12 protein-coding genes and 5 pseudogenes are annotated in these 16,577 nt (G+C 73.7%); 12 read left to right on the top strand and 5 right to left on the bottom strand.

Annotated elements, in window-relative coordinates; all coding sequences use genetic code 11:
- The first annotated feature begins 2 nt into the window (after positions 1 to 2).
- Positions 3 to 428: a hypothetical protein gene (locus tag BJF80_RS12090; RefSeq protein ID WP_083673650.1), complete on the top strand. Its 426-nt coding sequence runs from the start codon at positions 3 to 5 to the stop codon at positions 426 to 428.
- On the opposite strand, the pseudogene BJF80_RS12080 reads toward BJF80_RS12090, so the two are convergent.
- Both BJF80_RS12080 and BJF80_RS12075 read right to left on the bottom strand, forming a co-directional pair.
- Positions 412 to 2,426: pseudogene (locus BJF80_RS12080) on the bottom strand (DUF6541 family protein). The gene BJF80_RS12090 and the pseudogene BJF80_RS12080 sit on opposite strands and share 17 nt — an antisense overlap.
- A gap of 37 nt (positions 2,427 to 2,463) precedes the next feature.
- Positions 2,464 to 3,797 (bottom strand): annotated as a pseudogene (locus BJF80_RS12075) (nucleotide sugar dehydrogenase).
- Between the two features lie 105 nt (positions 3,798 to 3,902).
- Between BJF80_RS12075 and BJF80_RS12070 the strand changes: the two are divergent.
- On the top strand, positions 3,903 to 4,859 hold the full coding sequence (locus BJF80_RS12070; RefSeq protein WP_075813920.1) for an alpha/beta hydrolase: 957 nt from the start codon (positions 3,903 to 3,905) through the stop codon (positions 4,857 to 4,859).
- 242 nt (positions 4,860 to 5,101) lie between these two features.
- Here BJF80_RS12070 and BJF80_RS17860 read toward each other — a convergent pair whose 3' ends face one another.
- Positions 5,102 to 7,387 (bottom strand): glycosyltransferase family 4 protein, encoded by a 2,286-nt coding sequence (locus BJF80_RS17860; protein WP_143554099.1) that lies wholly within the window; start codon positions 7,385 to 7,387, stop codon positions 5,102 to 5,104.
- A 161-nt stretch (positions 7,388 to 7,548) separates the two neighbouring features.
- On the opposite strand from BJF80_RS17860, the gene BJF80_RS12050 reads away from it, so the two are divergent.
- The 10 genes and pseudogenes from BJF80_RS12050 (at position 7,549) to BJF80_RS12020 (ending at position 12,862) form a co-directional block, all read left to right on the top strand.
- Complete coding sequence (locus tag BJF80_RS12050) at positions 7,549 to 7,854, top strand: hypothetical protein (protein WP_143554098.1); 306 nt, start codon at positions 7,549 to 7,551, stop codon at positions 7,852 to 7,854.
- Positions 7,851 to 8,923 (top strand): annotated as a pseudogene (gene wecB, locus BJF80_RS12045) (non-hydrolyzing UDP-N-acetylglucosamine 2-epimerase). The gene BJF80_RS12050 and the pseudogene wecB overlap by 4 nt, the downstream one beginning before the upstream one ends.
- A gap of 20 nt (positions 8,924 to 8,943) precedes the next feature.
- Positions 8,944 to 9,126, top strand: a pseudogene (locus BJF80_RS20340) (AraC family transcriptional regulator); the annotation flags it as partial.
- 80 nt (positions 9,127 to 9,206) lie between these two features.
- Positions 9,207 to 9,386 (top strand): hypothetical protein, encoded by a 180-nt coding sequence (locus tag BJF80_RS20335; protein ID WP_237767600.1) that lies wholly within the window; start codon positions 9,207 to 9,209, stop codon positions 9,384 to 9,386.
- Positions 9,387 to 9,409: 23 nt separating this feature from the next.
- Positions 9,410 to 9,616 (top strand): helix-turn-helix domain-containing protein, encoded by a 207-nt coding sequence (locus tag BJF80_RS20330; protein WP_237767586.1) that lies wholly within the window; start codon positions 9,410 to 9,412, stop codon positions 9,614 to 9,616.
- Positions 9,617 to 9,740: 124 nt separating this feature from the next.
- Positions 9,741 to 10,036: pseudogene (locus BJF80_RS12035) on the top strand (DUF2000 family protein).
- A gap of 104 nt (positions 10,037 to 10,140) precedes the next feature.
- Positions 10,141 to 10,548 carry a Na/Pi cotransporter family protein gene (locus BJF80_RS20320; protein WP_237767598.1) on the top strand — a complete coding sequence of 136 codons (408 nt, stop codon included), beginning with the start codon at positions 10,141 to 10,143 and terminating at the stop codon, positions 10,546 to 10,548.
- Positions 10,497 to 11,396 (top strand): Na/Pi symporter, encoded by a 900-nt coding sequence (locus tag BJF80_RS12030; protein ID WP_237767585.1) that lies wholly within the window; start codon positions 10,497 to 10,499, stop codon positions 11,394 to 11,396. The genes BJF80_RS20320 and BJF80_RS12030 overlap by 52 nt, the downstream gene beginning before the upstream one ends.
- Before the next feature lie 72 nt (positions 11,397 to 11,468).
- Positions 11,469 to 11,861, top strand: coding sequence for a hypothetical protein (locus BJF80_RS12025; protein ID WP_075813916.1), 393 nt, complete (start codon positions 11,469 to 11,471; stop codon positions 11,859 to 11,861).
- A complete protein-coding gene (locus BJF80_RS12020) occupies positions 11,858 to 12,862 on the top strand; it encodes a PstS family phosphate ABC transporter substrate-binding protein (protein ID WP_075813914.1) in 1,005 nt (334 codons plus the stop codon). Before BJF80_RS12025 ends, BJF80_RS12020 begins: the two co-directional genes overlap by 4 nt.
- 59 nt (positions 12,863 to 12,921) lie before the next feature.
- Here the strand turns inward: BJF80_RS12020 and BJF80_RS12015 are convergent, their stop codons facing one another.
- A complete protein-coding gene (locus BJF80_RS12015; RefSeq protein WP_083673647.1) occupies positions 12,922 to 13,923 on the bottom strand; it encodes a glycosyltransferase in 1,002 nt (333 codons plus the stop codon).
- Positions 13,924 to 14,055: 132 nt separating this feature from the next.
- Complete coding sequence (locus BJF80_RS19110; RefSeq protein WP_187344368.1) at positions 14,056 to 16,479, bottom strand: glycosyltransferase family protein; 2,424 nt, start codon at positions 16,477 to 16,479, stop codon at positions 14,056 to 14,058.
- Positions 16,480 to 16,577: the final 98 nt, after the last annotated feature.

The following is a 16,577-nucleotide window of genomic DNA, read 5'->3' as shown; positions in this document are numbered from 1 at the left end:
GGATGTCCTGCGTCACCTTCCTCACCGACGAGCAGCGCCGGCGGTTGCACGTGGCCGCCCTCGACGGGGCGCCGGTGTCGACCTTCCGCTCGCCGGAGGTGACCGGGTCCACGGTGCGCCGCCTCGCCGCGCTGGCACGCGACCCTCGACCGGGGATCCGGGCCAGTGCGGCGGCGCACCGGCACGCGCCGGCCGAGCTGCTGCACGCCCTCGCCGAGGACGAGGACACCCGGGTCCGGGTCGCCCTGGCGCGCAACGCCTGGGCCGGCCCGGATCTGCTGGACCGGCTCGCCGGGGACGCCGTCGCCGTGGTGCGCCGGTGGGTGGCGGTGCACCCGAACACCCCGGCGCAGGCGCGGGACAGGTTGGCGCAGGACGAGGACCCACAGGTGCGGGCGGTCCTCGCCATGGTCACGAGCAGCCGCTGAACTCCCAGATCGAGGCACGGCCGCCCTCGTCCAGGAGCGTCCAGGCGCCCGCCTCGTCGGCGCCGCCGCTGCCCCTGCCGCCGTCGGGGTCCAGCAGGTAGAGCCCCTGGGTGCGGCTCTCGTACTTCGCGTTGAGGTCGTCGTAGTAGTCGAGCGAGTCGGCATACACGTGGGTGACCCCGAGCTCGCGCACCGCCGCGCAGACGGCCGGGTCGCGCGCCCACTCATCGAAACGCTCCTCCAGGACCGTCCGGGCCGGGCTGTCGGGGATCGGGCTGAGCTGGGGGAAGACGACGTCGACGCCGGCGCGGTGCAGCAGGTAGGGCGAGCCCGCCACCGGCTCCCCGAGGACCACCGCGTCCTGCGGCAGCGTGTCGGCGGCCCGGTCGATCATCGCGATCTCCTCCGGCTCCAGCATCGTCCCCCAGGCGATGGGGTATGCCGTGTAGGTCGAGGCCATGACCTGCACCTGGCTGGTCCAGCGCAGCCCCGAGGTGAGCACGACGAGCGCCACCACGAGCCCGGCGGCGACCCACTCCACCCGCACCCGGAGGACCCGCGTCAGCCGGCCGCAGAGCCACCCGCCGCGCCCGCGGCCAGCATGATCGCGGGGATGAGCACGAGCTGGTTGATCCGGGAGGCCTGGGTGTACCAGAACCCGGCGAGCACCCGCAGCGGCTGCTCCGGCGGCCCGGCCGCGAGCAGCGTGAGCACCACCGCCGCGACGAGGGAGACGACGAGCCAGCGCGCATGGCGCCACCGCACCGAGAGGGCGATCCCGAGCCAGACGAGCAGGGTGACGACGAGGTTGACCGAGGTGATCTTGTAGACGTAGACCAGCGGGTGGTCGATGGCCAGCGACCCCATCCCCGGGAGGTAGGACTCCTGCCCGCCGCGCTGGTAGTCCATGATCGAGAGCACCGGCGGGAAGGTCAGCAGGAAGGCGGCGACGCCCAGCACCCCCAGCGCGCCGCCGACGCCCACGCCGATCGCGACCGCCCGCCGCCCGAGGCGGAACTGCCGCCGCAGCTGACGCACGAGCAGGACCGCCAGGAGCGGGAGGGCCAGCAGCGCCAGCGAGAACAGGCCGGAGGGGTGGGCGAGGACCACCCCGGCGACGGCCCAGGCCAGGCCCAGCGCCAGCGAGAGGTGCATCCGCCAGGTCAGGACGCCGCGCAGGGTCGCGATGAGCAGTGCGATCGTGCCCGGAAGGCACGCGGTCGACAGCGCGAAGGGCCACACCGCGAGCATGGAGACGGCGACGGCCGGGAAGGTCACGAAGGTCGCGGCGAGCACCGGGGTCAGGACGGTCGGCAGGGCGCGGGCCGGCCAGACCACCCGCGCCAGGGCCACGAGGCCGGCGATCCAGATCACCGACCCGAGGACGAGCGAGGAGGCGTTGGCCGCCTCGGTGACCCCGGCGAAGCCCGGCGCGATCGCCACCAGCGCGTGCCACACGGCTGGGTAGAACGGCGCCGCCTGCTCGGCATACATCGGCGCCAGCCCGCCCAGCGAGCTCGCGTTGCCGGTCTCCCGGACGAACCACAGCGCGTTGAGGTGGAAGACCGCGTCCCACGCCTGCGGCGGCTGGTCCGCCCGGCCCATCCCGGTCGTCATCGTGGCCGCGAGGACGCCGCCGCCGAGCAGCCAGGTGAGGGCGAGCCAGCCGCGGTCGGTATGCCGCAGCGCCCGTTCGCCCGCGACCGTCACCCCGCTGGGGTCGCGCGTCGTGCCGAGCGCGGCACCGACGAGCCCGGCGACGACCGCGGCGAGCAGGGCGCCGAGCGCGGAGGTCCACAGCGTCCAGGGCACGCCGAGCAGGTCGTAGCCGATCGCGAGCACCCCGGCGATCCCGGTCGTCACCGCCGGGGCGGCGCCCAGCGCGAGCAGACCGCGGGCACCGAGGGCCCGCAGCACGGCATACCCCGGCAGCACCCAGAGGACCGCCAGGGCGAGCGTCCCCGGCAGCACCGTCAGCCAGCCGACACCCTCGCTCATCGGCGGCGCGCCCACGACCGGCCCCCGGGACGGCGCGTCATCCCGCGACCGGCTCGCCCCCGCCGATGGTCAGGCGGGGCACCCCGGTGAACCTGGCGGGGTCGGTGGCGCGGCGGCCATCGAGCAGCACCCGAAGCCCGGGAAGGTCGGCGGCAGACAGCTGGGCGTACTCCGGGTGGTCGGCCTGCACGATCGCGACGTCCACCGGGTCGCCGGCCTCGCCCGGCACCCAGGCGTAGGGCTCCCAACCGAGGGCCGCGAGCTCGTCAGCGGCATACATCGGGTCGTGGACGAGCACCTGCGCGCCGCGTCCCCGCAACGCCTCGACGGTGGCGAAGACCCCGGAGAAGGCGGTCTCCTTGACGCGGCCGCGGTAGGACGCGCCGAGCACGAGGACGCGCAGGCCCTCCAGCGAGCCGAGCAGCGCCTCGGTGCGGGCGACGGCATACTCCGGCATCGCGGCGTTGGCCTCGCGGGCGCTGCGGACGACGGTCGCGTCCGCGTCGGTGGAGAGGTAGAGCCGTGGGTAGACCGGGATGCAGTGGCCGCCGACGCGATGCCGGGTGTGTGGATGTGGCTGTAGGGCTGGGAGTTGCACGCCTCGATGACCCGGTGGACGTCGATGCCGGCGCTGTCCGCGAACCGGGCGAACTGGTTGGCGAGGCCGATGTTGACGTCGCGATAGGTGGTCTCGGCGAGCTTGGCCATCTCGGCCGCCTCGGCGCTGCCCATGTCCCAGACGCCGTTGGGGCGGGGCAGGTCGTCGCGCTCGTCGAAGGTGAGCACCGCCTCGTAGAAGTCGACCGCGCGCCGGGTGCCCTCCTCGGTGAGTCCGCCGACCAGCTTGGGATAGCGCCGCAGGTCGGCGAAGACGCGGCCGGTGAGGACGCGCTCGGGGCTGAAGACGAGATGAAAGCCACCGTCGTCGCCCTCGGTCAGCCCGCTGATCTGCTCGATCATCGGCTTCCACCGGCCACGCGTGGTGCCGACCGGGAGCGTGGTCTCGTAGGAGATGAGCGTGCCTGGGGTCAGGTGCTGCGCCAGGCTCTGTGTCGCGGAGTCCATCCAGCCGAAGTCGGGGGCGCCGGTGACGTCGTCGACGAAGAGCGGCACGACCACCACCACGGCGTCCGCGCCGGGGATGCCGTCGGCGTAGTCGGTCGTGGCGCGCAGGCGCCCGGCAGGCACCAGGGTCGCGAGCTTGTCGGCCAGGTGCGCCTCCCCGGGGAAGGGCTCGCGGCCCGCGTTGATGGCCGCGACCGTGTCGGGGTTGACGTCGATCCCCACCACCTCGTGGGCGGGGTCGGCGTCGGCGAACTGCACCGCGAGCGGCAGCCCGATCTTGCCCATCGCGACAACCGCGATCTTCATACCTGCGTCCCGTCCTGGTCGGCGATCCCTGCCGGCCCAGGATACGGGTCCGGCGTGCTGCCTCCCCGCCGTGCTCGGCGCCCGCTCATCGGGGATCATGGGGGTATGCCCGATGCCTCCTCCTTCGTCCTGCGCACCCCCGACGGCACCCCGGTGCACGTCACCACCTGGCTGCCCGAGGAGGCGCCGCGTGCGGTCGTGCTCATCGCCCACGGGATGGTCGAGCACGCCGCGCGCTACGACCACCTCGCCCAGCGCCTCACCGACCACGGGTACGCCGTCTACGCGCCCGACCACCGGGGCCACGGGCATACCGTGTCGGGGCGGGGTGAGCGCGGGGTGCTCGGGCACCTGGCGGACGAGGGCGGCTTCGCCGCGGTCGTCGACGACCTGCTCGCGCTGACCGACCGCATCGAGGCCGACCTCCCGGGCGTGCCCATCGTGCTGCTCGGGCACAGCATGGGCTCGCTCCTGGCCCGCGCCTACGCCGCACGCTACGGCGAGCGGCTCGCCGCGCTGGTCCTCTCCGGCACCGCCGGTGCCCCCGGCCTCCTGGGGAACCTCGGCCTCACCGTCGCCTCGCTCGAGGCGCGGCTGCGCGGGCCGCGCGCGGCGAGCCACCTCATGACGGCGCTGACGATGGGGCCCTACAACGCGCAGTTCCGCCCCAACCGCACCCGCTCGGACTGGCTGTCGCGCGACACCGCGCAGGTCGACGCCTACGAGGCCGACCCGCTGTCCGGGGCGACCGCGAGCGCCGGCTTCTACCGCGACCTGCTCACCGGGCTGCGGTGGGTGAGCCAGCCGTCGGTGGCCGCGCAGATGTCGCGGGACCTGCCGGTGCACCTGGTCGCGGGCGAGGTCGACCCCGTGGGCGGCGCGGCCGGGACCGAGGAGGTCGCCGCGATGTTCCGCGACGTCGGCCTGCAGGACGTGACCACCCGGATCTGGCCGGACGCCCGCCACGAGGTGCTGCACGAGGTCAACCGCGACGAGGTGGAGACCGAGCTGGTGGCCTGGCTCGACGAGCGTTTCCCCGCCTCCGCCACCTCGGCCCCCTGACCGACCGGCCGCGCGGTGTCGGGACCGGCCGCGCGGAATGCCGTGACCGGCCGCGCGGAATGCCGTGACCGGCCGCGCGATATGCCCTCACTGGCCGGGGCTGCGCCGATCGGGACGGCCGATGCGTTATGCCTGTGCCTCTGCTGGTGACACAGGCGTTCTCCCGCCCACGCCTGTGTCCCCACCAGGCGCACGAGCGTGACGAGACTCAGGTGGAGGCGACGCTCAAGCGCGGGCGTGACTCACCGACGCGAGGCGATCAGCGAGGCAGCCATGAAGCGCAGCGGGGCCTCCGGGTGCAGCGCGTGCCGCCACGACGACGGCAGCAGCGTCCGCGGATGCCCGTGCCGGCGCCGGGCCCGGGCCAGCTCGATCATCCGATCCGCCGGCACCGAGACGTCCAGGATCGCGGCCAGCAGGTCGTGGTCAGCCACACTGAGCGGGTCGGCGCAGCCGGGTGCCTCGGCGAGCACCCGCCGGGTCACCCGGGCCAGCTCCTCGCGCTCCGCGGGCGTCCACCAGGTTGGGTCGGCGCGGGTGAGGATCGCGCCGAAGACGTGGATCCGCAGCACCTTCGTCGCCACGGCACGCCGCTGCGTCGCCGTCAACTGCTGGCCGACAAGCAGGTCCCACAACGCATCGACGCTGGCCAGCTGCTGCGCCATCGGCCGCGGGTCGTAGGTCACCCGGTCACCGGCGTCCTCGTGGATCTCGTAGGCGGGGGCGGCTGCGGCATACCTGACCTCCGCCTGCGACCACAGCGCGGTCACCATCGGCACGTCGCCCCCGACGAACGCACCAGGGAGCAGCCGCGCGCCCGGCAACGCGAGCGCGCCGCGCGAGAGCAGCCCGAGCGGTGCCGAGCGATAGCTGAGCCGGTCGCGCACGAGATCCAGCCCCCCAGGCCGCAGACGCCGCACCGGACGCACCGGCGGCGTCGGCACGCGTCGCCCCGCCAGACGCAGCGGCGGCACGACGACGACCGGCGTCTGAGGGTCGAGGCCATCGGCCGCCGCCAGCCACCCGGCGAGCGCCCCCGGGGCCAGCGTGTCGTCGGACCCCATGATCGCCGTCCAGGGTGCGGTGGCGGCGTCCAGACCGAGGGTGAAGGGTCCGCTCGGGCTCGGTATGCCGTCGGCCAGCTCGAGCACCCGCACCCGGGAGTCGTCGGCCAGGCCTCCGAGCGCGGCGCGGGCGTCCTTCAACGCCAGGTTGTGGGCCACCACGCTGACCCGCACGTCGACGCCAGGTGAGCCGTCGAGCACCGAGCGCACCGCGCGGCCGACCTGCCGATCGGCCGAGTGCAGCGCGATCACCAGGTCGACGAGGGGCTGCTCCCGGGTGCCCTGAGCGGGAGGGCACTCGCCTGACCCACGACCGGCCACCGCTCCGCCCTTCCCCACGAGCCGCCGATAGATCCCGTCCACCCGCTGGGCATAGCCTTCCGGGCCGTAGCGCCGCGCCACCGGACCAGAGATCTCCTCAGCACTGAGGCCTCGGGAGTCACGCCATACCTGCTCCACCGCGTCGGCCCACGCCTCCGGCGCCGCACCGGGGCGGACCAGCGCCCCACTGGGCGGACCGACGAACTCCCGCGGCCCGCCGGTGTCACCGACCACGACGGGGCGACCCGCCGCCAGCGCCTCAGCCGCGGCCAGGCAGAACGTCTCCGCGCGCGTCGGCAGCAGGAAGACGTCGCTCTCCCCCAGCAGCCCCGGCACCTCCTCCGGTTGGACCCCGCCGGGCAGCCGCACCGGCACGTAGAGCGCATCCGCCCGCAGCTCGACCTCCCCGCGCAGCGGGCCCTCGCCGATCCAGGTGAGCCGCGCGGCGATCCCCCGGGTCCGCAGGGCGGCGACCGTCTCGACCGCGCGCACTGGGTCCTTGCGAGGTATGAGGCCGCCCACGCCGACGATCTCGAGCACCCCGCGCCCGGCGAGGTCGGCGTCGGGTCGTCTCCGGGGAGCCAGCTCGGCCGGCACGGTGACGATGTTGGGGACCACCTCGACGGGGCCGGAGCGCAGGCGGCGCATCCCCGCCGCGAGCTCCTCGCCCACGACGGCCACGACGTCGGGCCGCGCGAGCATCGGTCGCACGGCGCGGCGGGCCACGCGCAGGGCCGGGGTCAAGGTCTCCGGAGCCAGCAGCCCGGACCAGTGCTCGGTGTGCACCCACGGCACCGAGGGCCGCCAGCCCGCCAGCGGCAGCAGCGACGAGATGGCCATCGTGTGCAGCAGGTCAGCGCCCCTGGACAGCTCCCGCACCCGCCGCGCCGCCCGCAGCACGTGATCCGGCCGCTTGACGTCCATGACCAGTTGCTCCACCGGCACGACCGACTCCGTCAGCACCATCCCCGCGAGCTCGCCGTCCGGGCGAGCATCTGGTCGTCCCGCCAGCCCGGGAGCGACGAGGTGCAGCACCCGCACGTCGTGCCGCGTCGCGAGCGCGGCGACGTCACGCGCGACGAAGACGCCGGTCGCCGGTGACGACGAGGTCGGCCACCACGTCGTCACCACCAGGACCCGCACGCGGGCCACGCTATCGCGACGCCTCGAGGGCAGGCTCTAGGCTGGCAGCCATGTCGATGACGCACACGCGCGACGGGGCTGCAGCTCTGGCACGACTGCGTCGGGCGCTCACTGACGGCTCGCTCGCCGACGCTGCTCAGCGGCACGGGCTCGCTCTGGTCGTGCTGTTCGGCAGCGCCGCGGAGCCCACCGACAACTCCCCCGGTGACGTGGATCTCGCCGTCGCCTGGGATACCGGGAGCACGCGCGGTGACCTCGTCGGCCTGACCAGCGACCTGCTGGGCCTGCTCGGTGATGGCATGGGTCATCCGTCGCTCCCCGCCGATCCGGTAGCCCGGCTGGCCACGGAACGGATCGTGAGCCAGTCCGTCGACATCGCCATCGTCGCAGAAGCTGCCGCAGCTGCTCCCCGGGTGATGGATGACTTCCGGCGTGCCATCGCAGGGTGGCTGGAGTCGCTCAGGTGAGGGTCCTTTCCGTCGTCGGTGCTCGGCCGCAGTTCGTCAAGCTCGCGCCGATCGCCCGTGAGTGCGCAGCGCGCGACGTCGAGCACGTCATCGTCCACACCGGTCAGCACTACGACCCGATGCTCTCCGACGTCTTCTTCTCCGACCTGGGCATCCCCGACCCCGACGTGCATCTCGGCGTCGGCTCGGGCGGGCATGGGGCCCAGACCGGCGCGATCCTCGCCGCGCTGGACGAGGTGCTGCTGGAGCACCGTCCCGACTGGGTCCTCGTCTACGGCGACACCAACTCCACGCTCGCCGGGGCGCTCTCGGCGGTGAAGCTGCACCTGCCGATCGCGCACCTGGAGGCCGGGCTGCGCTCCTTCAACCGCCGGATGCCGGAGGAGCACAACCGGGTGCTGACCGACCACGCCGCCGACCTGCTGCTCGCCCCCACCGCGGTGCGCGCGACCACCTCGCGGCCGAGGGTCTCGCGATGCGCACCGTCGTCGTGGGCGACGTCATGATCGACGTCCTGCTGCGGGTCCGCGACGAGCTCACCGACACCGGTGCCGTCCTCGACATGCTCGGTATGCCGCCGGCCGGCTTCTCCGTCGCGACGATCCACCGGGCGGAGAACACCGACGACCCGGCTCGCCTCCGCGCGATCGTCGAGGCGCTGCAGCAGGTGGATCACCCGGTGATGCTGCTCGCCCACCCGCGGCTGCGGGCCTGCGCCACCGAGCAGGGGCTCGACCTCGACGGGGGCGCACTCACCACCCGCGACCCGCTGCCCTACCCGCAGCTGGTCGGCGCGGTCAGCCAGGCCCGCGGGGTCATCACCGACTCCGGCGGCCTGCAGAAGGAGGCCTTCGCCCTGCGCACCCCCTGCACGACCGTCCGCACCGAGACCGAGTGGGTCGAGACGGTCCAGCTCGGCTGGAACGTCCTCGCCGAGCCCGGCCCCGCCGTGCGCGAGGCTGCCTCCCGCCCGGGCCCCGCGCCCACCGAGGCCGCGCCCTACGGCGATGGGCACGCCGCAGCAGCGGTGCTGGACGCACTGGATGGTGGCCGGGCGGCTGGCTGCTGAGCTGCCCCGAGGATCGAGCGATGGAGCCAGCCCCGGACCGCGTGCGGGCCTTTCGGCCCGGGCTGCGCGGGGCGGAGGAGGTCTTCCACGCCGCCTGGAAGGACCACGCCTACCCGACGCACACCCACGACACGTGGACCGTCCTGGTCGTGGACCGGGGCGCCATCGGCTACGCCCTCGACCGGCGTGCGGGCCAGGCGCAGCCGCGCGCGGGAGTGACTGTCCTGCCACCGCACGTCCCCCACGACGGTCGGGCTCTCACCGAGGGCGCTTCGCCAAACGGGTGCTCTACCTCGCCGAGGACCAGCTCGCCCCGGAGCTGGTCGGGCGCGGTCGACGCCCCTTCCTCGGCGACCCAGTCCTCCGGTCGGGGATCTCCTGGCTCGACCACGCACTCCTGCGGCACGACCTCGTCGACGCCGAGAGCTGCCTCGCGCGGACCCGCTCGGTCCTGACCTGCTGACCACCGTGGCGACCGAGCTACAGGTGAGCGTCCCGCACCTCGTGCGCTCCTTCTCGGCGAGCTACGGCATACCACCGCACCGGTATGTGCACGGTCGCCGCGACCACGCACGCCGGCTGCTGCTCACCGGTCTGCCCGCCGGGCAGGTCGCGGTCGACGCCGGCTTCTCCGACCAGGCCCACTTCACGCGGCACTTCCGCACCCTGCGCTACCAGCGCTCCCACCGCTGAGACCGCGCGGCCGGGATCAAGGACGTGCAAGACGGCCCGACCCAACCCTCACACCCTGGATGCATGACCGACGACCTGCTCTCGCCGCCGTTCGCCAGGCGTCGCCGCGGCCTGCCCCGAGCTCGTGGGACAGGACGATGTCGACGCCGACGGGCAGACCTACCTCGCCATCCTCGGTATGCCGGTGCTCGTCTTCGAGGCGTCCGCGCACACGCTGCGCGCCGCTCGGGAGCGCGCGGTGCGGCGTGGTCTCCCGCTCGCCGTCTACTTGGACGACATATTCGCCACGGGACACGATGCCGCCACCGCGCGGTCGTCGAGGCAGTCGCGGGGACCGACCTGGACCTGATGGGGCTGGCCGTGCACGGCCCGGAGAACGGCGTCGACAAGGTCCTCGAGGGCGCCCGGCTGCACCCCTGACACCAACATTCACCGGTCGTTCATCACCCTCTTGCCCGCCGTGTCCCTCCCGTCTGCGGCGGGGCGGTCGGCTGGGACCAGGCCACCGTGCATGGAGGGTAACGATGTCCGACCACACCGGGACGACCGCCGTCGAGGAGCACCTCGATCAGCGAATCGAGCAGCAACCGTCCGAGGATCTGCCCGCGCGCAGTCCACTCGACTTCATCCCGCTGTCCGGCGCTGCGGCCCAGCGGCGCGACTGGATCGGGGTAGCCCTGGGTGTCTACCTGCTCATCACGGCGGTGAGTCTCATCGGCGACGGTTTCAAGACCGCGACCGGGGACCGCGCCGAGGAGCTCTTCGCCTTCGCCGACAACCCGCTCATCGCCCTGATGATCGGCCTGCTGGCGACGGCGCTCACCCAGTCCTCGTCGACGACGACCTCGGTCGTCGTCGGGCTGGTCGCCGGTGGCTCCCCATGGAGGTCGCCATCCCGATGCTCATGGGCGCCAACATGGGCACGACGATGACCAACACCATCGTCAGCCTGGGGATGGCGCGGCAGAAAGACGTCTTCCGCCGCGCCTTCGCAGCCGCGACGGTCCACGACTTCTTCAACCTGCTCGCGGTCGCGATCCTGCTGCCCCTGGAGCTGATGTTCGGTCTGCTCGACCGGCTCTCGGGCTGGTTGGCCGGGGCCAGCGCCGGCGGCGACGGCGGGATCGTGAGCACGGTCTTCACCTTCATCGGCGACACCATCTCTGCCGTCATCGAACCGCTGGCGGCGCTCGTCGTCGCCCTGGTCGAGCTACCGGGCCTGCCCGACGTCGTCACCGGGCTCGTGCTGATCGTCCTGGGGATCAGCCTCATCCTGCTCGTCATCAACAAGATCGGCCAGCTGCTGAAGGTGCTCATGGTCGGCCGGGCCAAGGAGGTGCTCCACGCCGCGATCGGCCGGGGCCCCGTCACCGGCATCGCCTCGGGGGCGATGGTCACGATGATGGTCCAGTCGTCGTCGACCACGACGAGCTTAGCGGTCCCTCTCGCCGGGTCCGGCGCGTTCTCGCTGAAGCAGATCTATCCCTTCACGATCGGCGCCAACATCGGCACGACCATCACCGCCCTCATCGCGGCCTTCGCCTTCACCGGCATCGAGGGCGAGAAGGCGCTGCAGGCGAGCTTCGTGCACCTGCTCTTCAACGTGCTGGCGACGCTCATCATCTTCGGGCTCCCCTTCCTGCGCCCGCTGCCACGGATCGGGGCGACGATCCTCGCCGACCGCTCCGCAGAGCGCAAGATGTATGCCGTCGTCTGGACCTTCGGCGTCTTCCTGGTGCTCCCGCTGCTCCTCATCGCCCTCACCACCTGGGTCTTCTGACCCGCCCCGGCGTCGCGCCCGCCGCGCGGCGCACGCGACCCCCGACCGCCCCGCCCACCCGACGGAGGACCCATGACCGCCGACCCCAGCCCGCAGCCCGCCACCGACGGATCCACCCCCCGCGACAGCGACGCCCTCGGCCGCGAGCTGGAGGCGATGCTGGTCGAGGCCGAGGAGACGGCCGGCCGCCTGCGCGCCGAGCTCGCGGCCTACCGTGCCCGTCGGGAGGAGGAAGGCCTGCACACCCTGCAGCACCTCGAGGTCGACCGGCTCGAGGAGCACCTGCGCAACAGCCGGATCCGCTGGGACGAGGTGAGAGCCTTCCTCGAGGAGGCGCTGCGCGAGCTCGGCTGGGGCGCCGACCGCAGCAGCGCGACGGCGACCGACGTCACGCCGGGTTCCGACCCTGGCCCGCAGGCACCGGAGCCCGAGGGGTCCATGACGGACGAGGACCCGACCCGATGAGCCGCGGCACGACACACACCCACTGGCGCAGTTCGACCCTCGCCGCGGCTGGGGCCGTGCTGCTGGCCTCTCTGGCGGCCTGCAGCGGTGATGGCGGCGCTGCCACGCCCGCCGACGGCACCATCCAGGTGTCTGGTTCCTCCACCGTGGCGCCCATCACTGAGGAGATGGCCGACCTGGGGCGCTTCGAGATCCAGGTCGCCGCGGAGGGCACCGGTGACGGCTTCGACCGTTTCTGCGCGGGTGAGACGGTGATCAACGACGCGTCGACCGCGATCACCACCGAGCAGATCGCGGCCTGCGAGGACGAGGGAGTCGACTTCGTCGAGGTGCCGATCGCCCTGGACGCGCTGACCGTCATCCGGCACGAGGACAACACCTTCGCGACCGACCTCACGACGGACGAGCTCCGGGCCATCTGGGAGCCGGACTCGCAGGTCCGCACGTGGCGCGACGTGCGCGACGACTGGCCGGAGCAGGAGATCGGGCTCTACGGTCGCCCGGAGGGGTCCGGCACCTTCGACTACTTCACGTATCGCACGAGCGGTGAGGCGGGCGCTATCCGCGGCGACTACGAGGCCACCGACGACATGGCCGAGCTGACCGGCTGGGTCGCCGACGACCCGCAGGCGTTGGCCTTCCTCGGCGTCGGCAACTACCTCGCCGCCGACGGGGAGCAGCGCGACCAGATCACCAACGTCAGCATCGACGGCGTCGCCCCGACGCTGGAGAACGCCCAGTCCGGAGACTACGCGCCGTTCACCCGACCGCTGTTCCTCTACGTCTCCACCTCCGCGCTGGAGCAGGACGCGGAGGTCGGCGAGTTCGTGGACTACTACCTGGAGCATCTGGACCAGGTGCTGCCGCTCGTCTACTTCTACCCGCTCTCCGACGAGGTCGCGGATCTCGCCGAGCAGAGGTGGGAGGCGCGGACCACGGGATCGGCCTTCGACGGGCAGCCGGTCGACGCCACGGCCCTCGCCGCGGCTCTCGAGGGCTGATCCGCACACCACCCGGCCGGCGCTCCTGGGCCGCCGCCGGTCGTCCCTGGCGTGTTGCGCTACCCCCCGACGCGCGCCGCGAGCGTGTCGACCGCCCGCACCCAGCCGCGGACCTGCTCCTGCGCGGAGAGCTCCCGCGCGGCCGTGTCTGAGGCCGCCTTGAAGTCCGCGACCTGCGCGTCGCTCAGCGCGTCGAGCGCGGCGGCGAGCGCCTCGCCGGTGAAGTCGTCGAGCACCACCCCCAGCCGGTGGTGCCGCACCAGATCGGCCATCTCCGGGCTCGGCCCGACGACGATCCCCAACCGTGCCTGGACGAAGTCGAAGAACTTGTTGGGCAGGGTGAACCTGTAGTTGAAGTTGACCGGCGGCAGCACGAAGACGCCCAGGTCAGCAGCGGCGAGCGCGTCGCCCAGCTGCTCCGGCGGCACCGGGTCGTGGAAGCGGATCTGCGGCAGGTCGGCGCACGAGGCCCGCAGCTGCTCCAGATAGGTCGGGTCGTTGGGCATGAGGTAGAGGTCGAGGGTGACGTCGCGCTGGCAGGAGCGCACCGCGTCGACCATGACGTGCAGGCTGCGGCCCCGACGCGCGAGCCCGGAGTGCACCAGCCGCAGCGGAGCGCCGACCGGTGTCGGCGTGCGGTCAGCATACGGCGCGGCGTTGGGCACCACCGCGCAGGTGAGGCCGAACTCGCGACGGTACTCCCGCGCCAGCCAGCGCCCCACCGTGCTCGCCGAGTCGGCCTCGCGCCCGTGGCGACGCAGCAACCAGCGGTAGTACGGCGCGACGAAGAGCCGCCAGCGCCACGACTCCTCGCTCTGGCGGGGCGCGTATTCGTGCAGATCCAGGTGCACCCCGCCGTAGGGCGCCAGCTCGAGCGCGAGCGGCAGGGTGTCGGCGTCGTTGGCGAGCACGACGTCGAACTTCGCCTGGTCGGCGAGCAACGTGGCCGCCGCGACGGTCACCGGCGCGCCGCGGTATGCCGTCTCGAACCGCCGCAACGCGAGGAGCCGGCGGTCCTTGTGCCAGTGGACGACGTGGTCGGGCAGGCGCAGGTGCTCCACGACGCCGTCGGGCGCTCGCCGTAGCCGAGGGTCGTCACGGAATACCGGGACGAGAAGAGCCTGATCTGGCGCAGCACCCGGGCGTCCGAGCGCAGCGTGCTCCAGGCCATGATCAGGAGCCGGGGCCGAGGGTCAGCCGGCACGGCCGCTCCCCGCCGCGTCGGCGACCGCCCGGACCGCGCGCACCCAGGCCGGGGACTGACGCTCGTCCGAGAGCTCCCGCGCGGCCCGGGTCGCGGCGTTCTTCCAGCGCGCGACCCGGCCGGCCTCCACCTGGCTGATCGCGTCGGTGACCGAGGCCACGTCGAAGCCGTCGGCGACCACCCCCACCCCGTGTGCGGTCACCATGTGCGCCATGTCTGGGCTGGGGCCGACGACCATGCCGAGCCGCGCCTGGACGTAGTCGAAGATCTTGTTGGGCAGCGCGTGCCTGTTGTTGAACGACAGCGGCGGCAGCACGTGGATCCCCACGTCGTGCCGGTTGAGGACCGCCAGCAGGTCGGCGTAGGGCACCGGGTCGTGCACCCGGACGACCCCGCCGCTGGCCTGGGCCGCCGCGCGCAGCTCGTCGAGGTGCCCCGGGTCGTTGGGGGTGAGGTAGAGGTCGAGGGTCACCGGGGCACCCTGCGCCGCGGCAGCGACGACCGCCTCGGTCATGACCGCCAGGTGCCGGTTGCGCAGGCACGCGCCGGAGTGGACCAGCCGCACCGGCGACCCGACGGGGGTCGGGGCGAGGTCGGCGTAGGGGGTGGCGTTGGTGACCACGCCGACGTCCACGCCGAAACGGTCGGCATACTCCTGCGCGATCCGCCCGCTCACCGTGGTGACCGAGGCGCACCGCGGCAGGTAGGTCCGGCACAGCCACTCCTGGTAGGGCGAGATGCGCCGAAGCCACGCCTCGTCCTCCTCGTGCAGCAGCGGGAAGAACTCGTGCAGGTCGGCGTGGACACCGGCGCGTGGCGCGAGCCACAGCGCGAGCGGCACCGCGTCGAGGTCGTTGGCGAGCACGACGTCGGCCGCGCCCCGGGGCAGGTGCCGCAGCGCCCACCGCACCCCTGCCTGCGCTGCGTAGGCGGCGCGGTAGCTGTGCACGGTGATGAGCCGGCCGTCCAGGGTGTTCTGCCGGTCGGCCGGCACCTCGACGTGCCCGAGCACCCCCTCCGGTGCCGGGCCGTAGCCGCAGGTGACGACGTCGAACTCGCGGGACAGGTGGCGCACCTGCTTGAGCACCCGGGCGTCGCGGGCGATCGGGCTGAAGGAGAGCACGAGCACCCGCGGTCGCTGCGCGTCGTGGAGGGTATGCCGACGGCCCAGCCCGGCGCGGACGCGCGCCACCGCGTCGTCGACCGCGGCCTCGGCGTGGGCCCGGACCGTCGACTCCGGGGCGAGGTTGTCGCGCGGGTCCGGTGTCAGCAGGATGTCCCAGCGCGAAGCCTCGCCGCGGGCCGCGGCGGCGGCCGCGAGGGCGTCGGTGTCGCGGGCCACGAGCACCGCGTCGAGGAGTGCCCGGTCCGCGCGGTGCAGGGCACGCGGCGTGCCGGGCGCCATCGCCAGCAGGTCGCGGGTCAGTCCGCGGACGAGGGCCGCCTCCCCGGGTGCCCAGTCCAGCGGGGCAGGGCGGCGGCGCACGGCGCCCAGGACGTGGATGCGCAGGGTCTTGACGGCGATCGCCTCGCGGGCGGGCTCGGGCAGCGCCCGCACCCAGCGCAGGTCGAGCAGCCGCGCGTGCGCCGCCAGCTCGTCGGCGACAGGACGTCTCGCGGCAGTGGTGCGGCCCTCGCCGCGGGTGCCGATGACGTAGGCGGGCGCCTCGCGCGCCAGGTCGATGCGCTCGCCCGAGGCCGACAGGCGCAGCGAGAGCTCGACGTCCTCGCCCGTCTGCAGGCCGGGCGTGAGCGGGCCGTCGCCGTCGAGCAGGCCGAGCCCGTCGAGCGTCTCCCGCCGCAGCAGCCCCAGCGGCGCGGTGCGGTAGGCCAGCCGGTCGGCCACGAGGTCGAGGTCCCGGCTGCGGCCGGGGCGGGTGCGCGGCGTGCGGACCTGCTCGCCGTCCTCGGTCTCCAGTCGGGCCATGAGCCACGCGGAGCCCACCTCGTCGGCGAGCCGCACCCATGCCGGCAGTGCGCCGGAGGCATACCGGTCGTCGGAGCCGATGATGCTGACGTAGCGCCCGTCGGCGGCCAGGAGGCCGGCGTTGAACGGCCCGGCGGGGCTGCGCAGGCCGTCCCGCACCGCGAGGTAGCGCACGTGCGCGGCGAGCTCGGCGGCCTCCTCGCCCTGCCCGGCGAGCCCCTCCTCCACCGCGCGGCGCACCGCGTGCTCGTCCACCTCGTGGCAGACCACGGTCACCCTGACCCGCGGCCCGCCGTCGACGATGCCCCGCAGGTCGGCGCCGTGCAGCGCGGAGTGGACCACCCGCCACACGGGACGGGCCAGGTCGTGGACCGCGACGACGACGTCGACGTCCACCGACGGCAGCCAGCCGCGCGCATCAGCCAGGTCGGTGCCGCTCGTGCCCGCCCCGGGGGTGTCGGCCCCGCTCGTGCCCGTCCCGCTCATGCCAGCCCCGACAACCGCGCCTGGGTGGCGAACTCCGGGTGCGCGGCGACGACGTGGTCGAAGTCGCCGCGCGCCACGATGGTGCCGTTCTTCATGAA

It is taken from the genome of Serinicoccus sp. CUA-874, assembly GCF_001942225.1.
GTDB lineage: Bacteria > Actinomycetota > Actinomycetes > Actinomycetales > Dermatophilaceae > Ornithinicoccus > Ornithinicoccus marinus.
This window is presented reverse-complemented; position numbering and strand designations above follow the sequence as displayed.